This is a genomic window from Streptomyces arenae (assembly GCF_022343545.1).
GTDB classification, from domain to species: domain Bacteria; phylum Actinomycetota; class Actinomycetes; order Streptomycetales; family Streptomycetaceae; genus Streptomyces; species Streptomyces humi.
Genome location: NZ_JAKQYH010000008.1, coordinates 13,184 through 37,010 on the forward strand (window position 1 = coordinate 13,184; position 23,827 = coordinate 37,010).

Consider the following 23,827-nt stretch of genomic DNA (forward strand, 5'->3'; position numbering starts at 1 on the left):
CCCAGCCAACCGGCACAGACTTGGTACATGTCCGCCACCACAGGGTCCCGAACCGGCCGAGTCCGCGTCCTGGTCGTCGACGACGAACCCGGTCTCACCGCACTGCTCTCCGCCGCCGTCGCGGACGCCGGCCGGCGACCCCACCCCGCGCCCGGCGGACCCGGCGCCCAGTGGCCCGGCGACGGCCTCGTACGTCCCGCGGACCACGTCGTACGCCCCGCGGAGGCCGGCAGATGACCGCCCGGCCGGCCGGCCGGCAGGCGACGGTCCGGCCGCGGAGCCGGTCGCTGCGCACCCGTCTGCTCGTCCTCGTCACCGCGGTCCTGGTCTGCCTCTGCGCCGCTACGGCAGTGACCACCGTGCTCGCCCAACGCGCCTACCTGATGGGCAACCTGGACGACCGGGTCGGCGACGCCGTCGAACGCGACGCCGGCGCCGCCGCCCTGCACCCGGAGCTGACCCACGACCTGGCCTTCCTCGACGAGGGCGGCCGGCCGGCGGGCCTGCTCGCCGCCCGCGTCGACGCCAGGGGCGACATCCTCAGCGCGGCCGTGATCGGCCAGGACACGCCCCGGCGCTCGCTCACCACCGCCCAGACGGCCGCCCTGGAGGGCATCGCCCAGGACGGCTCGCCCCGGACCCGCGTGGTCCCCGGCCTCGGCACCTACCGGGTCGCCGCCCTGGACGCCGGCGGCATCCGGGTCCTGACGGGGCTGCCCATGGACGACGTACTGGACACGATCGACGGCCTGGTGGAGATCGAGCTCGCGGTCGCCGCGGTCGGTGTGACCGCGGCGGGAGTCGTGTGCGCGGTGGTGATACGACGGCAACTGCGCCCCCTCGGCCGGGTCGCCGCCACCGCCGTCGAGGTCTCCCACGCGCCCCTCGGCCGGGGCCAGGTGACCGGCCTGACCCGGGTGCCCGAGCGGGACACCGACCCCGGCAGCGAGGCCGGCCAGGTCGGCGCCGCCCTCAACCGCATGATCGACCACGTCGAGGCGTCCCTGGCCGAACGGCAGCGCGGCGAGGAGCGGATGCGCCGCAGCGAGGAGCGGATGCGCCGGTTCCTGGCCGACGCGAGCCATGAACTGCGCACCCCGCTCGCCTCGATCGCCGGGTACGCGGAGCTGATGAACCGCGGCACGGACCGTGTCGAGGCCGGCCTGGCCTGGCGCCGGGTCAACGCCGAGTCCGCGCGCATGCGCAGCCTGGTGGAGGACCTCCTGCTGCTGGCCCGCCTCGACGAGGGCCGCCCGCTGCCGTCCGCCGAGGTGGACGTGGCCGCGCTGCTCGCGGAGGCGGTGTGGGACGCGCGGGTGACCGGTACCGGCCATGTCTGGCGGCTCGAACTCGCCCTGGACGGACCGCTGCTGGTGCGCGGCGACGAGGCCGGGCTGCACCAGGTGGTGGCCAACCTGCTGGCCAACGCGCGGGTGCACACCCCGGCGGGCACCACCGTGACCGCCACGCTGGAGACCACCCCCACCACCGCGGTGATCCGGGTCCGCGACGACGGCCCCGGCATCCCGCCCGACCTGCTCCCGGCCGTCTTCGAACGCTTCACCCGGGCCGACACCTCCCGCACGCGTGCCGGTGTCCCGGAAGGCGGCTCGGGCCTGGGCCTGGCGATCGCCGCCGCGATCACGGCGGCCCACGGCGGCCGTGTCGACGTCCAGAGCGCACCGGGGCGCACCGAGTTCACGGTGGAACTCCCGGTCACCGAACTCCCGCCCGCCGAGTCGCCGCTACGCGCCCGGACCGCGCCGGTCTAGGAGAATCCGGGCGGTCGATCTGATCCGGAGCGCGGGGCGGTCGTTCCTGGGCCAGGTCCACGTCTCGGGCCGTGGCCTGTCCTGTTCCCTCCAGGGGGCGTAGGCGTCGGGGCTCACGCAGTCTGCTGCGGGTTAAAGACTCCGCAAAGCATTCTCGGGCCGTTCTCGTCGGGGATCGCCCTGATGGGCGTCGGCGGCATCGGAGTCGGCGTCCGTGTCGTCATCAACATCGTCCGGTAGCCGCACAGGCTGATGGCCCGTACGGCGGCTGGCCGCGGTCACCGTCTCGGCCCACCCAACTCTCTCAACTCGCAGCCCCATTTGACCGGTGCTTGAATGGAAGCCCGGGTGAGCTCGGCCTTCGTGACCACACCGAAACGCAGCAGCTCACACCGACAGGCCTCATCCCGTCTCCACGGAAGATCCCGAGGCACTGTGTCTGCCCCGGGACACGAAGGGAGCCACCCATGGTCACGTACGGCAAAGTCCCGCCCACCTGTACGTCCGACATCCTCTTCGTCGGGCCCGCGGCCATCCGTGCGACCAGCAAGACCGGCATCTTGTCGCTGAACATGGACCTGATAACCAAGGGCTACTCGGACACGTATTTCGAATGGGCCTCGCTGTACCTCCGGATCCTCACCCCCGACGTGCTGATCGTCCCGCATCCCGACAACAACCCCACCGGGGAATGGTCCCTGTGGGCGGGAGGCGATTGGAAGCCGATCTCGCATGTGCCGGTGCCACCGGAGGGGCCGGAGACAACTGTCCCGCCGCCGGCCGACACGGCAACGGACTACCTGCGGTTGAGGAACCCCCACATCCACCTACTTCGGGACAAAACTGGCCTCATCGACGGCAAGACGCACTATGTCGGGCTGAAGGGCATGCCTGACGACGGCACATTGGAGTTGAACGCCTGGGCCGACGCTCTCAACGTCGCTGCGGCAGCGAAGAGTTGCGAGATCCACATAGCGGACTTCAAGAAGGACGACTCGCTGCCGCCGTATCTGGACTGATCCGGACGCCGGTCGGCCTCAGACGGTCGCCTCGATACTCGGGCGCTCGGTGCCACGGTCGCGTCAACCGGCCGCGCCCGGGTCAGCCGATGCGCCGCGAATACGGCGACCCCGCGCGGGTGCCGCCGCCCTGGGGAGCATGCGACAGCGGCGGGTGCGCGACAGCCCCGGCGTCGGCCTCGGGTATGAGGCCGTACACGGAACAGGAAAACCCGGCGGTCCGGATGTCGTCCGGGCCGCCGGGCAGGTAGTCGACGCGGCGGACGCCGTCGAGGAATCAGCTGTCGCGGAACAACTGTCGAGGAACAGCTGTCCGGGGATCAGTCGTAGGGGTTGATCGACACGCCCGACGAGCTGCAGTTGTCGAAGGTCGTGTCGCGACAGACCGTCACCCCGAGGCTGTGGATGCCGCCTTCCAGGCTGCCCGACAGGCTGCTCCAGGTGCTGGTGGTGCCGCAGCCGCTGGAGTTCCAGTGGTTGGGGAACTGGAAGCCCGGCGCGGTGACGTGGAAGTACACCGGGTGGGCGTCACAGGAGGTGTCACTGAGCTTCACGTTGCGCAGGGTGAACGACTCCGAACCGGTCCAGTCGACGGTCAGCGAGACGGACGCCCCCGTGGTGCTGGCGCTGAGCGGCTGGTTGTCGGCGGCGTTGGCCGTGCCCGGCGTGAACCCCAGGGCGACGGCCGCGAGGCCGGCGGCGACTGCGGTGATCCCGCGCTTGTTCATGGTTCCTCCCGTGTGTTCGGGCGAGGCGCTCGCCCTCGCCGTGGTGCGGTGCGGCGGCTTCGGTGCCGCACCGTCGGTTCCGTCGAGGCCGGCGGCGCGGTCCCGGTGGCGTCGGGACGCAGGTCCCCGCCACCTCACCGACGACCCCCGCTGGTCCGGCGGGGCTCTCACCGTTCGGCATCGGCCCGGCCCCGGTGCCCCGGTGGCCTGGCGGCAGAAGGCTTCCGGGGCGGCCCGCCGGCCGCCAAGGGGATTCGGGCACCCTGGGAGGGCGGGATGCCGGCAGCCCTGTGACCTGCGGTGCCGCCGAGCCGCCGGGACGCCGCTGGGACGGCGGGCCGTACCTCCCGGTCGTCGGGCGAGGCGGTACGGGTGTCCCGGGCCCACGGACCGGATGCCGTGCCCCGGCCGGAGCGGTGCGTCCCTTCCACACCGTTTACAGCCGCCCCCGTCCGCGCTAGCTTCACAGGAGAGTGGGATGGGAGCGCTCCCATATCGTCGGTGGTCCGGAACCCGCCGGTGTGCCGGGCGCGCTCCCGTCCCGCCGTCAGCACCCGACCCGCGTACGACCGTTCACCCCACACAGAGGCTGAAATGTCATGCATATGACAATCAACGGGCGCCCGTACCGCCCGGGACTTCCCCGATTACCCCTACCGACCCGGGGCCGCGCCCTCTTCCTGACCCTTCTCGCGCTCCTCACCACCGTTCCCGCCCTGGCCCTGATCCTGGCCGCGGGCACCCCGGCCCAGGCCCACGGCACGCCCATGAAGCCGGGCAGCCGGACCTTCCTGTGCTGGCAGGACGCGCTCACCGACACCGGCGAGATCAAGCCCGTGAACCCGGCCTGCAAGGCGGCCCAGCAGGTCAGCGGGACCACGCCGTTCTACAACTGGTTCTCCGTGCTCCGTTCGGACGGCGCCGGCCGCACCCGCGGCTTCGTCCCCGACGGCCAGTTGTGCAGCGGCGGCAACCCCAACTTCACCGGCTTCGACCTGCCCCGCGACGACTGGCCGGTCACCCACCTCACCTCGGGCGCGACCGTCGACTTCTCCTACAACGCCTGGGCGGCGCATCCGGGTTGGTTCTACGTCTACGTCACCAAGGACGGCTACGACCCGACCCGGCCGCTCACCTGGGACGACATGGAGGACACCCCGTTCCTGACCGTCGACCACCCGCCGCTCGACGGCACCCCGGGCACGGTCGAGGCCAACTACTCCTGGACCGGCACGCTCCCGGCGAACAAGACCGGGCGCCACATCATCTACATGGTGTGGCAGCGCTCGGACAGCACGGAGACCTTCTACTCCTGTTCGGACGTCGTCTTCGACGGCGGCAACGGCGAGGTCACCGGCATCCACGACCCGGGCGACCCCACCCAGCCCCCGCCCGGCACCTGCACCGCCACCCGGACCACGACCAACAGCTGGCCCGGCGGCTACCAGTCCGAGGTCACCGTCACCAACAGCGGTGACGTGGCGATGCTCGGCTGGATGGTCGACTGGACGCTGCCGGGCGGCCAGTCGGTGGCCAGTCTCTGGAACGGCAACGCCACCTACGGCGGACAGGACGTGATGGTCCACAACGCCGACTGGAACGGCTCGCTGAGTCCCGGGCAGAGCACGACGTTCGGCTACGTCGTCCAGGGCGACGGCGGGGACAGTGCGACCGACCTGCCCTGTCAGGTCGGCTGACGTACGGGATCCGCTCTGGGCGGACCCGGTGGCGGTGCACACCGGGTCCGCGAGCCGGGCAGGCGAGGGGGGTGGGCGGCCTGTCCGGGTGGGAGTTGCTCGAAGTGCTGCTGAGCGTACGCGCGTTGCTGTGCGGCTTGTGTCGACTCCGTGACGGGCGACAACGTTGTCTGATGGTCTGTACATGACTCTACCGCCTCAACCGACAACGATGTCAACCCACTTCGGGGTAGCCCGACCGAGTGAACCGTGCCCCGGCCTCCCCGGCGCTCGCGGTCTTCCGTGCTACCGGTGGCGCACGTTACTGTCCCTGCGGCTTGTGCGACCTGTGGTGCGCGACCCGTCCGGAGGAGGAAGGGCCGCGTCATGCGTTTCCGACCCATGTCCCTGCTGCTGGCCGCGGTACTCGCGACCGGCGGGGCCACCCCCGCCCTCGCGGCGACCGCGAGCACACCACCCGAACTCGTCAAGGACCCCACGGCGTACGTCGATCCGCTGATCGGCAGCAAGAACGGCGGCGACACCTTCCCGGGCGCCGTCGTGCCGTTCGGCATGCTCTCCTGGAGCCCGGAGAACACCAGAGGCGACGCGACCAGAACGGCCGCGCCGGGCGGGTACCAGTACGACGCCACCCGCATCCGCGGCTTCAGCCTCACCCACATGTCCGGCACCGGCTGCGCGGGCGGCAGCGGCGACATCCCGTTCTTCCCGTACGCGGGCGAGGTCACCTCGTCACCCGCCGGCGACACCAAGGACGCCGTCTACGCCTCGGACTTCAGCCACACCGACGAGACCGCCGAGCCCGGCCACTACAAGGTGGGCCTGGCCTCCGGGGTCACCGCCGACCTCACCGCGACCGCCCGCACCGGCTCGGCACGGTTCGGCTACCCCGCCGACAAGCCCGCCTCGCTCCTCGTCCGCACCGCCAACTCCGAGGTGGGCTCGGAGGATTCGACGGTCATCATCGACCCGGACACCCGGACCGTCTCCGGCTCGGTCACCTCCGGCGACTTCTGCGGCTACCTCGACCCCGAGGGCCGGCGCGCCTATTACACCCTCTACTTCACCGCCCGCTTCGACCGCGCCTTCACCGCGACCGGCACCTGGCAGGACGACCGGCTGAGCCCGGGTTCGACCACCGCGTCCGGCGGCACCGGCGGCTTCGCCGGCGGCGGACGCCCCGTCGCGGGCAAGGGGGCCGGCGGGTACGTCGAGTTCGCGCCCGGCAGCGGGCCGGTGAACGTCAAGGTCGGCGTCTCGTACGTCAGCCGGGCCGCCGCCGAGGCCAACCTCAGGGCGGAGAACCCGCCCGGCCGCTCCTTCGACGCCGTCCGAGCCGCGGCCCACCGCGCCTGGCGCGACCGGCTGGGCGCCGTCCGGGTGGGCGGCGGCACCGACGCCGAGCGCACCACCTTCTACACCGCGCTCTACCACTCGCTCTTCCACCCGAACGTGATCAGTGACGCCGACGGCCGCTACCGGGGCAGCGACGACGAGGTCCACCGGGTGGGCCGCGGCCACCGGGCCCAGTACGGCACCTTCTCCGGCTGGGACGTCTACCGCGACCAGGTCCAGCTGCTGACCCTGCTCGACCCGCGCACCGGCTCGGACATCGCCCAGTCGCTCTACGAACTCGCGCGGCAGAACGGCGGCACCTGGGACCGCTGGCTGCACGGCGCGAAGGGCACCCACGTGATGAACGGCGACCCCGCGCCGACCGCCCTGGCCGGCATCCGCGCCTTCGGCGGCACCGGCTTCGACCTGAAGGGCGCCCTGGCCTCCCTGGTGCGGGCGGCGACGGTTCCCACGGCCCAGGACCTCTCCGCGGCGGGCAAGCCGGTGCTGTCCGTCGGCCAGCGCCCGTCCCTGGACAAGTACCTGGACAAGCACTACATGCCGGCCGTCTCCAACGCCTGGGGCGGCGCCGCCGAGACCCTGGAGATGTCGACCGCCGACTTCTCCCTCTCCCAACTCGCCTCGGCAGCAGGGGAGAAGAGCACGGCGGCCGTCTTCGCCGACCGTGCCCAGTGGTGGCAGAACAACTTCGACATCGCCGCCGACCCCACCGGCGGCTACATCGCCAACCGCAGGGCGGACGGCAGCTGGGTCACCGGGTTCACCCCGGCCACCGGCAACGGGTTCGTGGAGGGCACGGCCGCCCAGTACACCTGGATGGTCCCGCACGACCCGGCCGGTCTCTTCGCCGCGATGGGCGGCACCGACCGGGCCCTCGCCCGCCTCGACGCCTTCTTCCACGACGGCGACGGCGGCTGGGCCTTCACCGGCAGCGGCGGCGACAAGTCCGAACTCGACAACGAGCCCTCCATCAACGTGCCCTACCTGTACGACTACGCGGGCGCCCCCTACAAGACGCAGGAGACCGTCCGCGCGGCGATGACCTCCCTCTGGTCGACCGGCCCGGGCGGCATCCCCGGCAACGACGACCTGGGCGCGATGTCGGCCTGGTACGTCTTCTCGGCGCTCGGCATGTACCCCCAGGTCCCGTCCCGCGCCGAACTCGTCCTCGCCTCACCCCTGTTCGAGCGCGTGGAGATCCACCGCCCGGACGGCAACGACATCTCCGTCCGGGCGCGGGGCGCCGCGTCGGACGCCCCGTACGTCCAGTCCCTGAAGGTCGACGGCCGTACCAGTGACCGCCCTTGGCTGGACAGCTCGTTCGTCCGCGACGGCGGCCGGCTCGACTACACCCTCTCCGCCACCCCGAACCGCACCTGGGGCACGGCGTCCCCGCCGCCGTCCTTCCGGCAGGGGGAGCAGCCATACCAGATCGGCGTCGGCCCGACGGCAGCGACGCTCGCCCCGGGCGGCAGCGCGCAGGTCGACATCCGGGCGCTGTCCCTGACCGGCGGCACCGGCCCCGAGGTCCGCTTCCGCGTCGAGACCCCGGACGGCGTCACGGCCACCCCCGCCGAGGGCACGGTGACGGGCGGTTCCCGGCGGATCACCCTCGCCACCACCTCCGACACCCGCCAGGGCTACTACGACGCGCGGGTCACGGTGACCTCCGCCGACAGCTCCTACGCCCAGCCGGTCGCCCTGACCGTGGCCGCGCCCGGCACCCTGCTCGCGGCCTACGACAACACCGGGGTCTCGGACGACTCCGGAGACCACGCCGAGGCCGACTTCGACGGCGGCGGCTGGAGCTACTCCCGCCAGGCGCTCGCGGCGGGCGGCCTCACCGCGGGCGCCCGGGGCACGGTCGACGGCCTGGACTTCATCTGGCCGAACGCCCCCGCGGGCCGCCCCGACAACGCGACGGCGAACGCCCAGACCATCGAACTCCCCACCCCCGCGGCCAGGTTGTCGTTCCTGGGCAGCGCCACCAACGGCAACCAGTCCGCCACGGCGACCGTCACCTACACCGACGGCACCACCGGCACGGTCGGTCTCTCCTTCACCGACTGGACCATCGGCGGCGGAGGCGGCTCGGTCCAGTACGGCAACGAGATCGTGGCGAGGAGCGCCTACCGCAATGTGGCGGGCGCGGACAAGGACCCGGTGGCCACCTACGTCTTCGCCACCGAGCCGTTCACCGCGCCGGACGGGAAGACCGTCAGGAGCGTCCGGCTGCCCGACAACGGCGACCTGCACGTGTTCACCCTCGCCACCGGCTGAGAACGGAAAGGGGGCGGGCCCGCTCGGGCCCGCCCCCGGTCCTGCCGTGCCGTGGCCTCAGGCCAGCAACTCCACCTCCGCGAGCGTCGGTTCACCGTCCAGGACCAGCCGGTAGTGCGCGTAGGTCCCGGGCCGCTGGATGGTGAACGCCCTGGTCTGGAGGTCCCAGTCGAAGGTCTGGTCCGTCCGCCGGTCCACCGTCCGCCAGTCGGTGCCGTCCGTCGAGGCCTGAAGGGTCCAGCCCGTCGGGGCCTTGGCGTGGTCCGAAGGGGAGGTGAGCGTGTACTGGATCCCCTTGACCGGTCCGGTCGCCGGCAGGTCCACCGACGCCACCGTCTCCTGGGTGGCCGAGGTGTTGTCGAACAGGGCGCCCTGGGGCTTCAGGACGTCCACGCGCGGCGCCGGGACCTTGTCGTCCTGGGTGATCGAGACCGGACCGGCGTTCCTGCCCGTGCCCCAGGCCGACGGCTTGGGGCCCATCGCGAAGTCGATCGTCCCGCCCCTGGAGACGAGGGAGTGGGGGAGCGATGTCGAGTTCCAGGTGCGGCCGTTGACCCGGACGTCCTGGACGTAGACGTTCCTTGCGCTGTTGCGCGGCGCGCGGATCACCAGGTCACGGCCGTTCTCCAGATGGACGGTCGCCTTCCTGAACAGCGGGGAGCCGATCGAGTAGTCGCCGCTGCCCATCACCAGCGGGTAGAAGCCGAGGGCGGAGAAGAGGTACCAGGCCGACTGCTCGCCGTTGTCCTCGTCGCCGTGGTAGCCCTGGCCGATCTCGCTGCCGACGTAGAGCCGGGAGAGCGCCTCCCGGACGTAGGCCTGCGCCTTCCAGGGCTCGCCGGCCGCGTCGTACATGTAGATGACGTGGTGGGCGACCTGGTTGGAGTGGCCGTACATGCCCATCCGGACGTCCCGGGCCTCGGTCATCTCGTGGATGACCCCGCCGTAGGAGCCGACGAAGTCGGGGGAGGCCGTCTCGGGCGTCGCGAAGAACTCGTCGAGCTTGTCGGCGAGGCCGGACCGGCCGCCGTACAGGTTGGCGAGGCCCCGGCTGTCCTGCGGGGCGGTGAAGGCGTAACCCCAGCCGTTGGTCTCGGTGTAGTCGTAGCCCCACACCCGCGGGTCGTACGACGACGAGTCCACCCGCCACCTGCCCTGGGCGTCCTTGCCCTGGAAGAAGCCGGCCTTGGAGTCGAAGAGGTTCACGTAGTCCCGGGCGCGGTTGAGGAAGTAGTCCGACTCCTCCTTGTAGCGCTTCTCGCCCGTCTTCTCGTACAGCGCCTTGCCCATCTCGGCGATGCCGTAGTCGTTGACGTAGCCCTCCATCGCCCAGGACAGGCCCTCACGGGTGTCGTCGCTGGTGTAGCCGAGGAAGGGGGAGGTGGACATGCCCTTGCGGCCGACGCCGGAGGACGGCGGTACGACCGTCGCGTTCTTCACGGCCGCGTCGTAGGCCGCCTTGGCGTCGAAGTGCACGCCCTTGACGTAGGCGTCCGCGAACGCCACGTCCGAGGAGGTGCCGGTCATCAGGTCGGCGTAGCCGGGGGACGACCAGCGGGAGGTCCAGCCGCCGTCCTTGTACTGCTGGACGAAGCCGTCGACCATCTCGCCCGCCTGGGAAGGCGTCAGCAGGCTGTACGCCGGCCAGGTCGTCCGGTACGTGTCCCAGAACCCGTTGTTGACGTACACCTTGCCGTCCACGATCTTCGCGCCGGTGTGCGTCGGGGTGTCCTGGCTGGTCATCGGGGAGAACGGGGAGGCGTACTGGTCCTTCGAACCGACCTTCTCGAAGCCGGAGTTGGGGTACAGGTACAGCCGGTACATGCTGGAGTAGAGGGTGGTCAGCCGGTCGGCCGTGGCGCCCTCCACCTCCACCTTGCCGAGCAGCCGGTCCCAGACCCGCTGGGCGCGTGTCCGCACCGTGTCGAAGGAGGTGCCGTCCGGGATCTCCTGGCGCAGGTTTTCCTTGGCCTGGTCCACACTGATCAGGGAGGTGGCGAGGCGGAGCGTCACGGTGTGGTCGTCGCCCGCGTCGAAGCGCAGGTAGCCCTTCACCCCGCTGGAGTCGCCACCGGTCACCGGCCTGTCGAAGACGCCGTAGACGAAGAGGCGGGTGGCGCCGGTGGACAGGCCGGACTTGACGTCCGAGTAGCCGGTGACGACCCCGTTCTCCTTGTCGAGGGTCAGGCCGGCCTGCTCGGTGACGTTGTCGAACACCACGCTCGCGTCCGTGCCCGGGTAGGTGAAGCGGAGCGAGGCCGCGTGGTCGGTCGGCGCCATCTCGGCCTTCAGCCCGTTCTCGAACCGCACCCCGTAGTAGTAGGGCCGGGCGGTCTCGTTCTCGTGCCGGAAGGCCAGTTCGCGCGCCTCCCGGCCGGTGTCCGGGGTGCCGGCCGCGACCGAGGGCATCACCTGGAAGGTCTGCCGGTCGCCCATCCAGGGGCTCGGCTCGTGGCTGGCGCTGAACGCCTGGATCGTCGGCAGGTTGGCGTCGTTGTTGGCCCGCGCGTACTCGTACAGCCAGCTGAGCGAGGACGCGTTGGTCACCGGCGTCCAGAAGTTGAAGCCGTGCGGCAGGGCCGTCGCCGGGAAGTTGTTGCCGCGCGAGAAGCTGCCGCTGGAGTTGGTGCCGCGGGTGGTCAGCGCGTAGTCGGACAGGTGCGCCCGGGGCTTCTCGGGGGCGACCGGCCGCAGGGACACGTCGTCGATCCAGCCGCGGAACTTCGCCGGACCCGCGGGGGAGTCGTACCCCACCAGGATCCGGTCGACCGTCCGGCCCGCCGCGACCGAGCCGATCGCCGACGAGACGTCGTTCCACTGGTTGACGTACAGCGCCTTCGACGCGCCCTGCCCGCGCGGGGACAGCGTGAACCCGTGCTGGTCCACGGCCCCGAGCTCACTCAGGTAGGTGCCGTCGGTGAAGGCCAGGTCCACCGACACGTTTGTGGCGTCGTAGTCCCGGTCGCCGTCGGCCATCGAGGGGAAGATCCGGTACGACAGCCGGGTGTCGCGGCCGGCCTTCACGTCCACGTCGAAGACCTTGTTGTACGAGTACGCGCGGCCGGTCGAGGTGTGCCGGCCGGCGTAGCGCAGCGCGTGGGTGCCGGTGAACCCGGCCCGCGCCTTCGCGGTGGGGGAGCCGTTCGGCCCGTGGTCGACCAGCGAGAGCATGTCCTGCGGCACCGGGCCGCCGCTGCCGCCCGTGGAGAACTGGACGTCGGCGATCTGGAGGATGTCCGGGGCGCCGTTGTTCTTCGTGACGTCGAGCCGGAAGTGCTGGTACTCGGCCGGCGCGGAGAGGTCGTACGACTGGGTCTGGAACCGCTCGGCGAAGGACTCGTCGGTCCGGGTGTCGAGGGTCTTCCAGTCCTTGCCGTCGGCCGAGCCCTGGAGGGTCCAGTCCTTGGGGTCGCGTTCGTCGTAGTCGTTGGCCGAGGTGAGGGCGTACGTCACGAGCTTGACGGCCTTGTCGAAGTCGAACTCGACCCAGCCGGTGGGTGCGAAGGTGAGCCACTTGGTGCCCGACTCGCCGTCGACCAGGTTCTCCTTCACCTCGCCCGCGCCGGTGTTCTCGCCGTTCGCCCGCAGGTCGGTCACGTGGTCGGTGACGTTGCCGGGGATGCCGGTGCTGTAGCCGCCGTCGACGCCCGAGGCGCGCGGGGCGCCCGTCGGGTCCGTGTCGACGGTGTCCGTCCAGTCCGGTGCCGGATCGCCGGACTCGAACGAGGACGCGAACCGGGTCGCGGCGGCCGGCGCCTTGGCAGGCAGGGCGACCGCGGCCTGGGAGCTCAGCGCCATGACTACGGCGGCCGTGATCACGACCGCCGTACCGGATCTGTGTCCTGTTCTTCGCTGCGTCTTCCGCTGCATCAAAACGGGTACCCTCCCTGCCACGTGCGACAACGTTGTCAGCTGACTGGCGCAGGAACCAGTAGGTGGTCAAGTGGCCCGTGATGTCAAGGGTGTTGACTGCGGCATTCAGGGGGCTATGTCGCGTCTTTTTCCGGCAAGGCGTACCCGGGTCGCTCATATTTCCGAGAGGTCTCAACTAGGAAAAGACCAGCGGCGAACCTTGCATTCGATCTTGCCCCGCTGGCGGGAAGTGGACTATACCTGTCGGCGTTTCCCGCATGACTTCCTGCACGACCCAGCACTACCCGACCGCGGTGCCGGGAGGATCCGGTTCACCGCCTGAGTCCTGGAGAAGGCGAGGACTTGAGCATGGGATCCACTTCCGCAGCGAGCCACGGTTCCGATTCCGCGGCGACCCCCGGTTCCGAGGGTGTCGGCCGCCGCGATCTGATCAAGCGGTCCGCCGCGCTCGGCCTGATTTCGGTCCCCACCGTCGGATTCCTCTCCGCCTGCGCCAGCAGCGGCGGTGGCGGCCAGTCCAAGGACAAGGCGGGCAAGAAGACGGCGAAGAACCCGCTCGGCGTCAACGAGACCGCACAGCTGGAATTCGTCCTCTTCGACGGCGGCTTCGGCAAGGAGTACGCCCAGGACGCGGTGAAGATCTACCAGAAGGACTTCCCGAAGGCCAAGGTGAAGTTCTCCGCCACCCAGAAGATCCAGTCCACTCTCCAGCCCCGCTTCAACCAGGGCACCCCGCCGGACCTCATCGACAACTCCGGTGCCGAGCAGATGGACATGGGCGTGCTGGTCGGCAAGAAGCAGCTGGCCGACCTCACCCCGCTGCTCGACGCGCCGTCGTACGACGACCCGAACAAGAAGGTGCGCGACACGCTGCGCCCCGGCATCGTCGAGATGGGCCAGTTCGACGGCGACCCGGTCTGGATCATGTACTACGCCTACACGGTCTACGGCGTCTGGTACTCCCAGAAGGCCCTGGACTCGCTGGACGCGGAGTACCCGCAGACCTGGGACCAGATGATCGCCGTCTGCGAGAAGGCCAAGAAGAAGGGGATGGCCGGCTGGACCTACGCGGGCAAGTACCCCTACTACATCCCCTTCTCGCTCTACCCGATGATCGGCAAGGTCGGCGGCGTCGAAGTCCTGAACGCGATCGACAACCTGGAGCCGAACGCCTGGAAGCACCCGGCCGTCAAGGCGTGTTTCGAGGCGTACTACGAGCTCTACAAGAAGGGCTACATCCTCAAGGGCACCCCGGGTCTCGACCACATCCAGTCGCAGACCGCCTGGGCGCAGGGCAAGGCGCTGTTCATCCCGAACGGCTCCTGGGTGGAGAACGAGTCGGCGAACGTCATCCCCGCCGACTTCGACCTCGCCGTCTCCGCGCCCACCGGCATCGACAAGAACGACAAGATGCCGTTCGGCACCATCTGGGCCTCCGGCGGCGAGCCGTTCATCGTCCCGGCCAAGGCGAAGAACGCCGAGGGCGGCATGGAGCAGCTGCGCATCATGCTCAGCGAGGCCTCCTCCAAGAACTTCACGTCGAAGGTGAAGTCGCTGACCGCCTACAACGGCGGCACCGACGGCATCACCCTCACCCCCGGACTCACCTCGGGTGTGGCCGCGCTGAAGCTGGCCGGTTCCAACGTGGTCAACCCGCGGCTCCAGGACTGGTACGTACAGCTCCAGAAGGAGAAGATCGGTGTCGCCGGTCTCGGCGAGATGATGGCCGGCCGGCTGACCCCGGCGGAGGCCATCAAGAAGATCCAGGGCTTCGCCGACGAGGCGGCCAAGGACACCTCGATCAAGCACTACAAGCACCAGTAACCGACGCACCTGACGGCACCGGAGTGGCGATGCAGCACGGCAAGTACCGGTTCATCGTGGGGTTTCTGGCATTGCCCCTGGGACTGTACGCGCTCTTCGTGGTGTGGCCTTTCGTCCAGTCCATCTACTACTCGTTCACGGACTGGACGGGCCTCAGCCCCGAATTCAAGATGGTCGGCCTGGACAATTACAAGAGGATGATCCACGACGACATCTTCTGGAAGTCCTTGCAGCACAGCTTGATGTTCGCGGTCGTGCTGCCGCTGGTGACGATCAGCCTCGCCCTGTTCTTCGCCTTCATGATCAATGTCGGCGGCCGGAGAAGGCGCGGCGGCCCGGTCGTCTCCGGGGTCCGCGGCTCCTCCTTCTACAAGATCGTCTATTTCTTCCCGCAGGTGCTCTCGATCGCGATCGTCTCGCTGCTGTTCGCCTTCGCGTACAACCCGGACAGCGGCGCGATCAACTCACTCCTGCGCGGGATCGGTCTGGACAGCGTCCAGCCGCTCTGGCTCGGCGACCCGAGCCTCGCCCTGTGGTGCGTGATGGCGGTACTGGTCTGGTCCACGGTCGGTTTCTTCGTGGTCCTCTTCTCCGCGGGCATGGCGTCCATCCCCACGGATCTCTACGAGGCCGCCCTGCTGGACGGCGCCGGCCGCGCCACCACGTTCTTCCGCCTCACCCTGCCGCTGCTGTGGGACACCGTGCAGTCCGGCTGGGTGTACATGGGCATCCTCGCCCTGGGCGCCGAGTCGTTCGCGGTCGTACAGATCATGACGACCGGTCCGGGCGGCCCCGACTACTCGACGACCGTGCTGGTCCTGTACGTGTACCAGAAGGCGTTCCGGGACGGTCAGGCCGCCTACGCCACCACCATCGGCGTCGCCCTGCTGGTCGTCACGCTCGCCTTCGCGGCGATCGTGATGCGGCTGGGCCGTCGCGAGCGGCTGGAGTACTGAAGCCATGACGACGACCGAGACCGATGTCACCGTCACCAAGACCGAGCCCGCCGCGCCGGAGCCGCCCCGCGCGAAGCGCGAGGGCGGGGTCCTCAACGCCTTCTCCCACGGCATCCTGGTCATCTGGGCGGTCATGGTGGTCACCCCGCTGCTGTGGGCGGTGATGACCTCCTTCAAGGACGACAGGTCGATCTTCAGCTCGCCCTGGGCGCTGCCCGACAAGCTGCACTTCGACAACTGGTCGCGGGCCTGGACCCAGGCCAACATGAGCGACTACTTCCTGAACACCCTCCTGGTGGTGGGCGGCTCGCTCATCGGCACCCTGGTCCTCGGCTCGATGGCGGCCTACGTCCTGGCCCGCTTCGACTTCCCGGGCAACCGGTTCATCTACTACCTGTTCATCGGCGGCATGAGCTTCCCGATCATGCTCGCCCTGGTCCCGCTGTTCTACGTCGTGAACAACATGGGCCTGCTGAACACGATCCACGGCCTGATCCTGGTCTACATCGCGTACTCACTGCCGTTCACGGTGTTCTTCCTCACGGCGTTCTTCCGCACCCTGCCCACCTCGGTGGCCGAGGCCGCCTTCGTCGACGGCGCCTCGCACACCCGCACGTTCTTCCAGATCATGCTGCCGATGGCGAAGCCCGGCCTGATCAGCGTCGGGATCTTCAATTTCCTCGGCCAGTGGAACCAGTACATGCTGCCGACGGTCCTCAACACGGACCCCGACAAGCACGTCCTCACCCAGGGCCTGGTCCAGCTGGCGGTGAGCCAGGGCTACAAGGGCGACTGGTCGGGTCTCTTCGCGGGCCTGGTCATGGCGATGCTCCCGGTGCTCGCGGCCTACATCGTCTTCCAGCGCCAGGTGGTGGCGGGACTGACGGCGGGAGCCTTGAAGTAACGCAAGCGCAGGCGCCCCGTCAGGGGCGCGGGGCTGTGTTCAATATGCGGCTCCGCCGCGTGGCGCGACCAGCCACGACGCACCCGCGCCCGACCACGGTTCCCCTCGGCGCCTGCCCAGTCCAGTGGCCTAGACATGTCCGCCGCGTGTCCCCCAGGCAACCCCCGAACCGCCAACGATTTCTCTCAAGGACTTGACGCCGGTAACCCGTTCAGCAGAGCTTGGAGTTCATAACTTGTAAGTGACCCGGCTCCAGAGGTGTGGCCTGGGTCACCTTGGCGGCACCGTGGCCGCCTCCGATGGCGGGAGTGGATGGGTCGATGGAGACTCCGGGGTCGCAGTCGTCGCTGCACCGAGCCAACCTGGAACGTGTCGTACGGGCCGTACGCCTGGCCGGATCGCTCACGCAGGCGGAGATCGCGCGCACCACCGGCCTGTCGGCCGCGACGGTCTCCAACATCGTGCGCGAGCTGAAGGACGGCGGAACCGTCGAGGTCACGCCCACGTCGGCGGGGGGCCGCAGGGCCCGCAGCGTGAGTCTCAGCGGTGACGCCGGGATCGTCATAGGGATCGACTTCGGCCACACCCACCTGCGCGTCGCGATCGGGAACCTGGCCCACCAGGTGCTGGCCGAGGAGTCCGAGCCGCTGGACGTGGACGCCTCGTCCAGCCAGGGCTTCGACCGCGCCGAAGAACTGGTCAACCGCCTGATCTCGGCGACCGGCGTGGACCGTTCGAAGATCGCCGGCGTGGGCGTCGGCGTCCCCGGCCCGATCGACGTCGAGTCCGGCACCCTCGGCTCCAGCGCGATCCTGCCCGGCTGGATCGGCGCGAGACCCGCCGAGGAGCTGAGACTGCGGCTCGGCGTCCCCGTGCACGTGGACAACGACGCCAACCTCGGCGCCCTCGGCGAACTGGTGTGGGGCAGCGGCAAGGGCGTACGTGATCTTGCTTACATCAAGGTGGCCAGCGGTGTCGGCGCCGGTCTGGTGATCAACGGGAAGATCTACCGGGGGCCCGGCGGTACCGCCGGAGAAATAGGACATATTACACTCGACGAAGCCGGCCCGGTCTGCCGCTGCGGCAACCGCGGCTGCCTGGAGACCTTCGCGGCGGCCCGCTACGTGCTGCCGCTGCTCCAGCCCAGCCACGGCACCGACCTGACCATGGAAGGCGTCGTACGGCTGGCCAGGGACGGCGACCCGGGCTGCCGCCGGGTCATCGCCGACGTGGGCCGTCACATCGGCAGCGGTGTGGCCAACCTCTGCAACCTGCTGAACCCGAGCCGGGTGGTCCTGGGCGGCGATCTCGCCGAGGCCGGAGAGCTGGTCCTGGGGCCCATCAGGGAGTCCGTGGGCCGCTACGCGATCCCCAGCGCGGCACGCCAGCTCTCGGTGCTCCCGGGGGCCCTCGGCGGCCGTGCGGAAGTGCTCGGGGCGCTCGCTCTCGCACTCAGCGAGATGGGCGATTCGACCCTTTTGGACGGCACGTCGCCGGCCGTTGCACCTGCCTTCACTTAGAGAACGAATGGCGCCGTTGCCATCTCGTTAAGTATTTACTTCTTGACGTCGAACTTGCGGCCGAGTTGACTTCGAGCCACCTCGGCCGCAGCGTTGCGGCCCTGTCAGGGAGGCACCCCTCAAATGAACGCAACGATGCGTAGAGTCGTCATCGGCACCGCCGCGGTTTCCATGGCGCTGTCGCTCGCCGCCTGTGGCAAGGCCGGCGACGACAAGAAGAGCGACTCGTCCAGCAGCAGCTCCTCCGGTGGCAGCAAGACCATCGGCCTGCTGCTCCCCGACAGCGTGACCGCGCGCTACGAGAAGTTCGACAAGCCGTACTTCGAGGCGCAGGTCAGCTCGCTGTGTGCCGACTGCAAGGTCGAGTACGCGAACGCCGCGGGTGACGCGGCCAAGCAGGCCCAGCAGGTCAGCAGCATGGTCACCAAGGGCGTGAAGGTCATCGTGATCTCCGCCCAGGACTCCGCGGCCATCAAGTCCTCCATCGACGCCGCGGTGGCCAAGGGCATCAAGGTCGTCGCGTACGACCGCCTCGCCCAGGGCAAGGTCTCGGCCTACGTCTCCTTCGACAACGTCAAGGTCGGCCAGCTCCAGGGCCAGGCCCTGCTGGACGCCCTCGGCTCCAAGGCGACCACCAAGTCGAAGATCGTCATGATCAACGGTGACGACGCCGACCCGAACGCCGGCCAGTTCAAGAAGGGTGCCCACGAGGCCCTGGACGGCAAGGTCGACATCGCCTACGAGCAGTCCGGCCTGTGGAAGGACACCGTCGCCGCGCAGAAGGTGAAGGCGGCCATCACCCAGCTGGGCGCCAAGAACATCGCGGGCGTCTACTCCGCCAACGACGGCATGGCCGGTGGTATCGCCACCACCCTCAAGGGCGCCGGCATCAGCGGCATCCCGCTGACCGGTCAGGACGCGGAGCTCGCGGGCATCCAGCGCATCGTCGCCGGCACCCAGTCCTCCACCGTCTACAAGGCGTTCAAGCCGGAGGCCGACGCCGCCGCCACGATCGCCGTGGACCTGCTCCAGGGCAAGAGCATCTCCTCGCTCGCCACCACCACGCAGACCAGCGGCTCCGGCGACAAGGTGCCCTCCCAGCTGCTGACCCCGGTGTCGGTCACCAAGGCCAACATCAAGGACACGGTGATCAAGGACAAGCTGTACACCGTCGCCGACATCTGCACGGCCGAGTTCGCCAAGGCCTGCAAGGCCGCCGGCCTGCAGTAGTCAGCACCGGAGCCGTCCGGCTCCGGCCGCCAGCGCCCGGGTGATCGCAGTACGACACCCGGGCCCCGGCCGCCCGACCCGAGGGGCCCTTCCGCAAGGTGCCCCGTCCGTCCGGCGGTCTCGCGAAACCCCTCCGACGCCCGCTCCGGCCTTCATACCCCGCTGCCGGAGCGGGCGTCGGACGGACCCGTTGCCAAGTGCGACGGATTCGCGCATGTTCATCTTGTAAACCGCGTGCGTCCGCCCCGGAAAACCCCGGGCTGCCGCACGTCCCTCCGCGCCTGATCAGCAAGCGCGGCATCCCCGCCGGTCAGGCGGCGAAGGAGATGGTTCACGTGTCCGCTACGCCCGTGCTGGCGTTGCGCGGAGTCTCCAAGAGGTTCGGTGCGGTGCAGGCGCTCACCGACGTCGAACTGGAGGTCCACGCCGGAGAAGTCGTCGCCCTGGTGGGCGACAACGGCGCAGGTAAGTCGACCCTGGTCAAGACGATCGCGGGTGTGCATCCCATCGATGAGGGCGTCATCGAGTGGGAGGGCAACGCGGTCAGCATCAACAAGCCGCACGACGCCCAGGGTCTCGGCGTCGCGACGGTCTACCAGGACCTCGCTCTCTGCGACAACCTCGACGTGGTCGGCAACCTCTTCCTCGGCCGTGAGCTGCTGCACCGCGGCGTCATCGACGAGGTCACGATGGAGAAGCAGGCGCGCGAGCTGCTGTCCACGCTCTCCATCCGCATCCCGAGCGTGCGCATCCCGATCGCCAGCCTCTCCGGTGGTCAGCGCCAGGTCGTGGCCATCGCCCGCGCCCTGATCGGTGACCCCAAGGTCGTCATCCTCGACGAGCCCACCGCCGCCCTCGGCGTCGAGCAGACCGCGCAGGTCCTCGACCTCGTCGAGCGGCTGCGCGAGCGCAACCTCGGCGTCATCCTCATCAGCCACAACATGGCCGACGTGAAGGCGGTCGCGGACACCGTCGCCGTGCTGCGCCTCGGCAAGAACAACGGCTCCTTCCCCGTGAAGAGCACCAGCCACGAAGAGATCATCGCCGCGATCACGGGTGCCACGGACAACGCCGTGACCCGTCGTGCGGAGCGTCGCACCACGGAGGCGGCAAAGTGAGCGAGACATCCAACAAGACCGTCCAGGGCGACGAGTCGCCCAAGGCCGAGAAGACCGCGGTCGCCGAGGCCGCCGCGGCCACCGCCACGGTGCCGGCCCCCGCCGAGGACCCCACGGCCGCCGGAGTCGCGGTCGTCGACCCGCGGCTGCTGGTCCGTGAAGAGGGCCTGAAGGGCTACGTCACCGAGTTCAAGCGCAAGGTGAGGGGCGGCGAGCTGGGCTCGCTGCCGGTGGTCATCGGTCTGATCATCATCTGGACGATCTTCCAGGCGAAGAACAGCCTGTTCCTCAGCGCGGACAACCTCTCCAACATCAGCTACTTCCTCTCGGCCACCGGCATGCTCGCCATCGGCCTGGTGTTCGTGCTGCTGCTCGGCGAGATCGACCTGTCCGTCGGTTCGGTCAGCGGCCTGGCGTCCACCGTGTTCGCCGTCTTCGTGGTCAACCACGGGATGAACCAGTGGCTGGCCCTGATCCTCACGATCATCACCGGTATCGGCATCGGTGCGCTGCACGGCTGGTTCTTCGCGAGGATCGGCGTCCCCGCGTTCGTGGTCACCCTGGCCGGCTTCCTCGGCTGGAACGGTCTGATGCTGTGGCTGCTGGGCGACAGCGGCACGATCAACATCCCGGCCGACTCCGGCCCGGTGCACATCCTCGGCCAGTCCTCCTTCTTCATGGACCAGGCCATCATCGGCGCCTACCTGCTGGCCGGCCTCGGTGTCGTCCTGTCGGCCCTGGGCCAGTTCAACGAGCAGCGCCGGCGCCGTGCGGCGGGCGTGCCGTTCCGGCCCACCAGCGAGATCGTCGTCCGCGTCGTGCTGCTCGCGATCGCGTCCTTCGTCGCGGCGGCCGTCCTGAACAACGCGGCCGGTGTCTCCAACGCGCTGGTGATCTTCCTCGCCTCCCTGGTGATCGTCGACTTCGTGCTGCGCCGTACGACCTTCGGCCGCAAGGTCTTCGCGGTCGGCGGTGGCATCGAGGCGGCCCGCCGCGCCGGTATCAGCGTGCCGCTGGTCCGGATCACGGTCTTCGCGATCTCCGGGGGCTTCGCGGCCATCGGCGGTATGTTCTTCGCCGGTCAGACGGCCAGCGCGACGCTGAACGCCGGTGGCGGCAACACCCTGATGCTCGCCATCGCGGCGGCCGTCATCGGTGGTACCTCGCTGTTCGGCGGCCGCGGTTCGGTCTGGTCGGCGCTCCTGGGCATGCTGGTCATCCAGTCCATCCAGACCGGCCTCGACCTGCTGAACATGAACACGTCGATCCAGTACATGATCACGGGTGGCGTTCTGCTCGGCGCGGTCGTCATCGACTCGGTCTCCCGCAAGAGCCAGAAGGCGGCGGGGCGCGGATAGCGCCGAGCGCCGCAGGGGGTGCGGTGGCGTCGCGAGTGCCGGTCGGTCGTGGCTGGTCGCGCGGTTCGCCGCGCCCCTGAGTGGGACAAGTGGTCCGGTGCCTTCAGGTGCCGGGCCACAGCTGTGTCTCAGGAACGCTTTCGATGGGTACGGCCGTTCGCGTGACGTATGACGTACAGCCCGCGCGTCGGCCGCTCGGGCGGAACATTAGACTCGACGAGCCCGGCAACAGCTCGATCAGCTCTACTGCAAGGAGGCACGGGTGCCGCTGCTGACCCGTATCAGGGGACCGCGCGATCTGGACCGGCTCAGCCCCGAGGAGCTGGTCCAGCTGGCGGAGGAGATCCGGAGCTTCCTCGTGGACGCGGTCTCCAAGACCGGCGGACACCTCGGTCCCAACCTGGGCGTGGTCGAGCTCACCATCGCCCTGCACCGCGTCTTCGACTCGCCGAGGGACAAGGTGCTGTGGGACACCGGCCACCAGTCCTACGTGCACAAGCTGCTCACCGGCCGCCAGGACTTCTCGAAGCTCAAACAGAAGGGCGGCCTGTCCGGCTACCCCTCGCAGGCCGAGTCCGAGCACGACGTCATCGAGAACAGCCACGCCTCCACGGTGCTCGGCTGGGCCGACGGCATCGCCAAGGCCAACCAGCTGCTCGACCGTGACAGCCATGTGGTCGCCGTGATCGGTGACGGCGCCCTCACCGGCGGGATGGCCTGGGAGGCGCTGAACAACATCGCCGACGCCAAGGACCGCCCGCTGGTCATCGTCGTCAACGACAACGAGCGGTCGTACGCCCCGACCATCGGCGGCCTCGCCAACCACCTGGCGACCCTGCGCACCACCGACGGCTACGAGCGCTTCCTCGCCCGCGGCAAGGACCTGCTGGAGCGCACCCCGGTCGTCGGCAAGCCGCTCTTCGACACCCTGCACGGCGCCAAGAAGGGGCTCAAGGACTTCATCGCCCCGCAGGGCATGTTCGAGGACCTGGGCCTGAAGTACGTCGGCCCGATCGACGGCCACGACATGGAGGCCCTGGAGTCGGCCCTGGCCCGCGCCAAGCGGTTCGGCGGCCCGGTGATCGTGCACTGCCTCACCGAGAAGGGCCGCGGCTACCAGCCCGCCCTCCAGGACGAGGCCGACCGCTTCCACGGCATCGGCCCCATCCACCCCGACACCGGCCTGCCGGTCAAGGCGTCCGGCGCCGACTGGACCTCGGTCTTCGGCGACGAGATGGTGAAGCTCGGCAAGGAGCGCGCGGACATCGTCGCGATCACCGCGGCCATGCTCCAGCCGGTCGGCCTGAAGAAGTTCGCGGACACGTTCCCCGACCGGATCTACGACGTCGGCATCGCCGAACAGCACGGCGCGGTCTCCGCGGCCGGCCTCGCCACCGCCGGTGTGCACCCCGTCTTCGCCGTGTACGCCACCTTCCTCAACCGCGCCTTCGACCAGGTCCTGATGGACGTGGCCCTGCACCGGTGCGGGGTGACCTTCGTCCTGGACCGGGCCGGCGTCACCGGCACCGACGGCGCTTCCCACAACGGCATGTGGGACATGTCGATCCTCCAGGTCGTCCCCGGCCTCAGGCTCGCCGCCCCGCGCGACGCCGACCAGGTCCGCGCCCAGCTCCGCGAGGCCGTCGAGGTGGACGACGCCCCCACGGTCGTACGCTTCTCCAAGGGCGCGGTCGGCCCCGCCGTACCTGCCGTGGGCAGGGTCGGCGGCATGGACGTGCTGCGCGAGCCCGGCACCGACACCCCGGACGTGCTCCTCGTGTCGGTGGGCGCGCTGGCCCCCATGTGCCTGGAGATCGCCGCCCTGCTCGACAAGCAGGGGATCTCCACCACCGTGGTCGACCCGCGCTGGGTCAAGCCGGTGGACGAGGCGATGGCCCCGCTGGCCGAGCGCCACCGGGTGGTCGTCACGGTCGAGGACAACAGCCGCGTCGGCGGCGTGGGCTCCGCCGTCGCCCAGGCCCTGCGGGACGCGGGCGTCGACGTCCCCCTCCGCGACTTCGGCATCCCGCCCCGCTTCCTCGACCACGCCTCGCGCGCCGAGATCATGGCGGAGATCGGCCTGACCGCCCCCGACATCGCCCGCCAGGTCACCGGCCTGGTCGCGAAGCTGGACGGCACGACCACGGAAGTCGACTCGGTGGAGCCCGCAAGGGACTGAGCTGCAACGCGCC

15 protein-coding genes are annotated in these 23,827 nt (G+C 69.8%); 13 read left to right on the forward strand and 2 right to left on the reverse strand.

What is annotated here, in order from left to right; translation table 11 throughout:
- Window positions 1-27 precede the first annotated feature (27 nt).
- From MB828_RS04120 to MB828_RS04130, 3 genes are all read left to right on the forward strand, one after another.
- Window positions 28-237 (forward strand): hypothetical protein, encoded by a 210-nt coding sequence (locus MB828_RS04120; protein ID WP_301646960.1) that lies wholly within the window; start codon window positions 28-30, stop codon window positions 235-237.
- Complete coding sequence (locus tag MB828_RS04125; RefSeq protein ID WP_301646961.1) at window positions 234-1,772, forward strand: sensor histidine kinase; 1,539 nt, start codon at window positions 234-236, stop codon at window positions 1,770-1,772. The genes MB828_RS04120 and MB828_RS04125 overlap by 4 nt, the downstream gene beginning before the upstream one ends.
- A gap of 467 nt (window positions 1,773-2,239) precedes the next feature.
- Window positions 2,240-2,791 (forward strand): hypothetical protein, encoded by a 552-nt coding sequence (locus MB828_RS04130; RefSeq protein WP_301646962.1) that lies wholly within the window; start codon window positions 2,240-2,242, stop codon window positions 2,789-2,791.
- Between the two features lie 320 nt (window positions 2,792-3,111).
- Here MB828_RS04130 and MB828_RS04135 read toward each other — a convergent pair whose 3' ends face one another.
- Entirely contained in the window at window positions 3,112-3,519 is a 408-nt protein-coding gene (locus MB828_RS04135; RefSeq protein ID WP_133027732.1) for a hypothetical protein, read from the reverse strand.
- A 605-nt stretch (window positions 3,520-4,124) separates the two neighbouring features.
- Between MB828_RS04135 and MB828_RS04140 the strand changes: the two genes are divergently transcribed.
- Both MB828_RS04140 and MB828_RS04145 read left to right on the forward strand, forming a co-directional pair.
- Window positions 4,125-5,216 carry a lytic polysaccharide monooxygenase gene (locus tag MB828_RS04140; RefSeq protein ID WP_301647044.1) on the forward strand — a complete coding sequence of 364 codons (1,092 nt, stop codon included), beginning with the start codon at window positions 4,125-4,127 and terminating at the stop codon, window positions 5,214-5,216.
- Between the two features lie 366 nt (window positions 5,217-5,582).
- Window positions 5,583-8,852: a GH92 family glycosyl hydrolase gene (locus MB828_RS04145; protein ID WP_301646963.1), complete on the forward strand. Its 3,270-nt coding sequence runs from the start codon at window positions 5,583-5,585 to the stop codon at window positions 8,850-8,852.
- 57 nt (window positions 8,853-8,909) lie between these two features.
- Here MB828_RS04145 and MB828_RS04150 read toward each other — a convergent pair whose 3' ends face one another.
- The gene (locus MB828_RS04150; protein ID WP_301646964.1) at window positions 8,910-12,650 is read right to left on the reverse strand and encodes a GH92 family glycosyl hydrolase; all 3,741 of its coding nucleotides are present in this window, start codon (window positions 12,648-12,650) and stop codon (window positions 8,910-8,912) included.
- Window positions 12,651-13,073: 423 nt separating this feature from the next.
- Here MB828_RS04150 and ngcE point away from each other — a divergent pair, with 423 nt between their 5' ends.
- From ngcE to dxs, 8 genes are all read left to right on the forward strand, one after another.
- A complete protein-coding gene (ngcE, locus tag MB828_RS04155) occupies window positions 13,074-14,549 on the forward strand; it encodes an N-acetylglucosamine/diacetylchitobiose ABC transporter substrate-binding protein (protein WP_133027730.1) in 1,476 nt (491 codons plus the stop codon).
- A gap of 29 nt (window positions 14,550-14,578) precedes the next feature.
- On the forward strand, window positions 14,579-15,505 hold the full coding sequence (locus MB828_RS04160; protein WP_133027729.1) for a carbohydrate ABC transporter permease: 927 nt from the start codon (window positions 14,579-14,581) through the stop codon (window positions 15,503-15,505).
- A 4-nt stretch (window positions 15,506-15,509) separates the two neighbouring features.
- The gene (locus MB828_RS04165) at window positions 15,510-16,409 is read left to right on the forward strand and encodes a carbohydrate ABC transporter permease (RefSeq protein WP_133027728.1); all 900 of its coding nucleotides are present in this window, start codon (window positions 15,510-15,512) and stop codon (window positions 16,407-16,409) included.
- Between the two features lie 320 nt (window positions 16,410-16,729).
- A complete protein-coding gene (locus MB828_RS04170; RefSeq protein WP_301646965.1) occupies window positions 16,730-17,929 on the forward strand; it encodes an ROK family transcriptional regulator in 1,200 nt (399 codons plus the stop codon).
- A gap of 135 nt (window positions 17,930-18,064) precedes the next feature.
- Window positions 18,065-19,159, forward strand: a complete 1,095-nt coding sequence (locus MB828_RS04175) for a sugar ABC transporter substrate-binding protein (protein ID WP_133027726.1) — start codon at window positions 18,065-18,067, stop codon at window positions 19,157-19,159.
- A 326-nt stretch (window positions 19,160-19,485) separates the two neighbouring features.
- Window positions 19,486-20,277 carry an ATP-binding cassette domain-containing protein gene (locus tag MB828_RS04180; protein ID WP_133027725.1) on the forward strand — a complete coding sequence of 264 codons (792 nt, stop codon included), beginning with the start codon at window positions 19,486-19,488 and terminating at the stop codon, window positions 20,275-20,277.
- 89 nt (window positions 20,278-20,366) lie between these two features.
- Window positions 20,367-21,635, forward strand: coding sequence for a sugar ABC transporter permease (locus MB828_RS04185; protein WP_301647045.1), 1,269 nt, complete (start codon window positions 20,367-20,369; stop codon window positions 21,633-21,635).
- A 262-nt stretch (window positions 21,636-21,897) separates the two neighbouring features.
- Window positions 21,898-23,814, forward strand: a complete 1,917-nt coding sequence (gene dxs, locus MB828_RS04190; RefSeq protein ID WP_301646966.1) for a 1-deoxy-D-xylulose-5-phosphate synthase — start codon at window positions 21,898-21,900, stop codon at window positions 23,812-23,814.
- The last annotated feature ends 13 nt before the right edge of the window (window positions 23,815-23,827 follow it).

Bases quoted from the DNA above. Each gene is read 5' to 3' on its own strand.
- ngcE (WP_133027730.1), top strand. From the start codon at position 13,074: ATGGGATCCACTTCCGCAGCGAGCCACGGTTCCGATTCCGCGGCGACC.
- MB828_RS04180 (WP_133027725.1), top strand. From the start codon at position 19,486: ATGGTTCACGTGTCCGCTACGCCCGTGCTGGCGTTGCGCGGAGTCTCC.
- MB828_RS04120 (WP_301646960.1), top strand. From the start codon at position 28: ATGTCCGCCACCACAGGGTCCCGAACCGGCCGAGTCCGCGTCCTGGTC.
- MB828_RS04160 (WP_133027729.1), top strand. From the start codon at position 14,579: ATGCAGCACGGCAAGTACCGGTTCATCGTGGGGTTTCTGGCATTGCCC.
- MB828_RS04165 (WP_133027728.1), top strand. From the start codon at position 15,510: ATGACGACGACCGAGACCGATGTCACCGTCACCAAGACCGAGCCCGCC.
- MB828_RS04175 (WP_133027726.1), top strand. From the start codon at position 18,065: ATGCGTAGAGTCGTCATCGGCACCGCCGCGGTTTCCATGGCGCTGTCG.
- MB828_RS04140 (WP_301647044.1), top strand. From the start codon at position 4,125: ATGACAATCAACGGGCGCCCGTACCGCCCGGGACTTCCCCGATTACCC.
- MB828_RS04150 (WP_301646964.1), bottom strand. From the start codon at position 12,650: ATGGCGCTGAGCTCCCAGGCCGCGGTCGCCCTGCCTGCCAAGGCGCCG.
- MB828_RS04145 (WP_301646963.1), top strand. From the start codon at position 5,583: ATGCGTTTCCGACCCATGTCCCTGCTGCTGGCCGCGGTACTCGCGACC.
- MB828_RS04170 (WP_301646965.1), top strand. From the start codon at position 16,730: ATGGAGACTCCGGGGTCGCAGTCGTCGCTGCACCGAGCCAACCTGGAA.
- MB828_RS04125 (WP_301646961.1), top strand. From the start codon at position 234: ATGACCGCCCGGCCGGCCGGCCGGCAGGCGACGGTCCGGCCGCGGAGC.
- MB828_RS04130 (WP_301646962.1), top strand. From the start codon at position 2,240: ATGGTCACGTACGGCAAAGTCCCGCCCACCTGTACGTCCGACATCCTC.
- MB828_RS04135 (WP_133027732.1), bottom strand. From the start codon at position 3,519: ATGAACAAGCGCGGGATCACCGCAGTCGCCGCCGGCCTCGCGGCCGTC.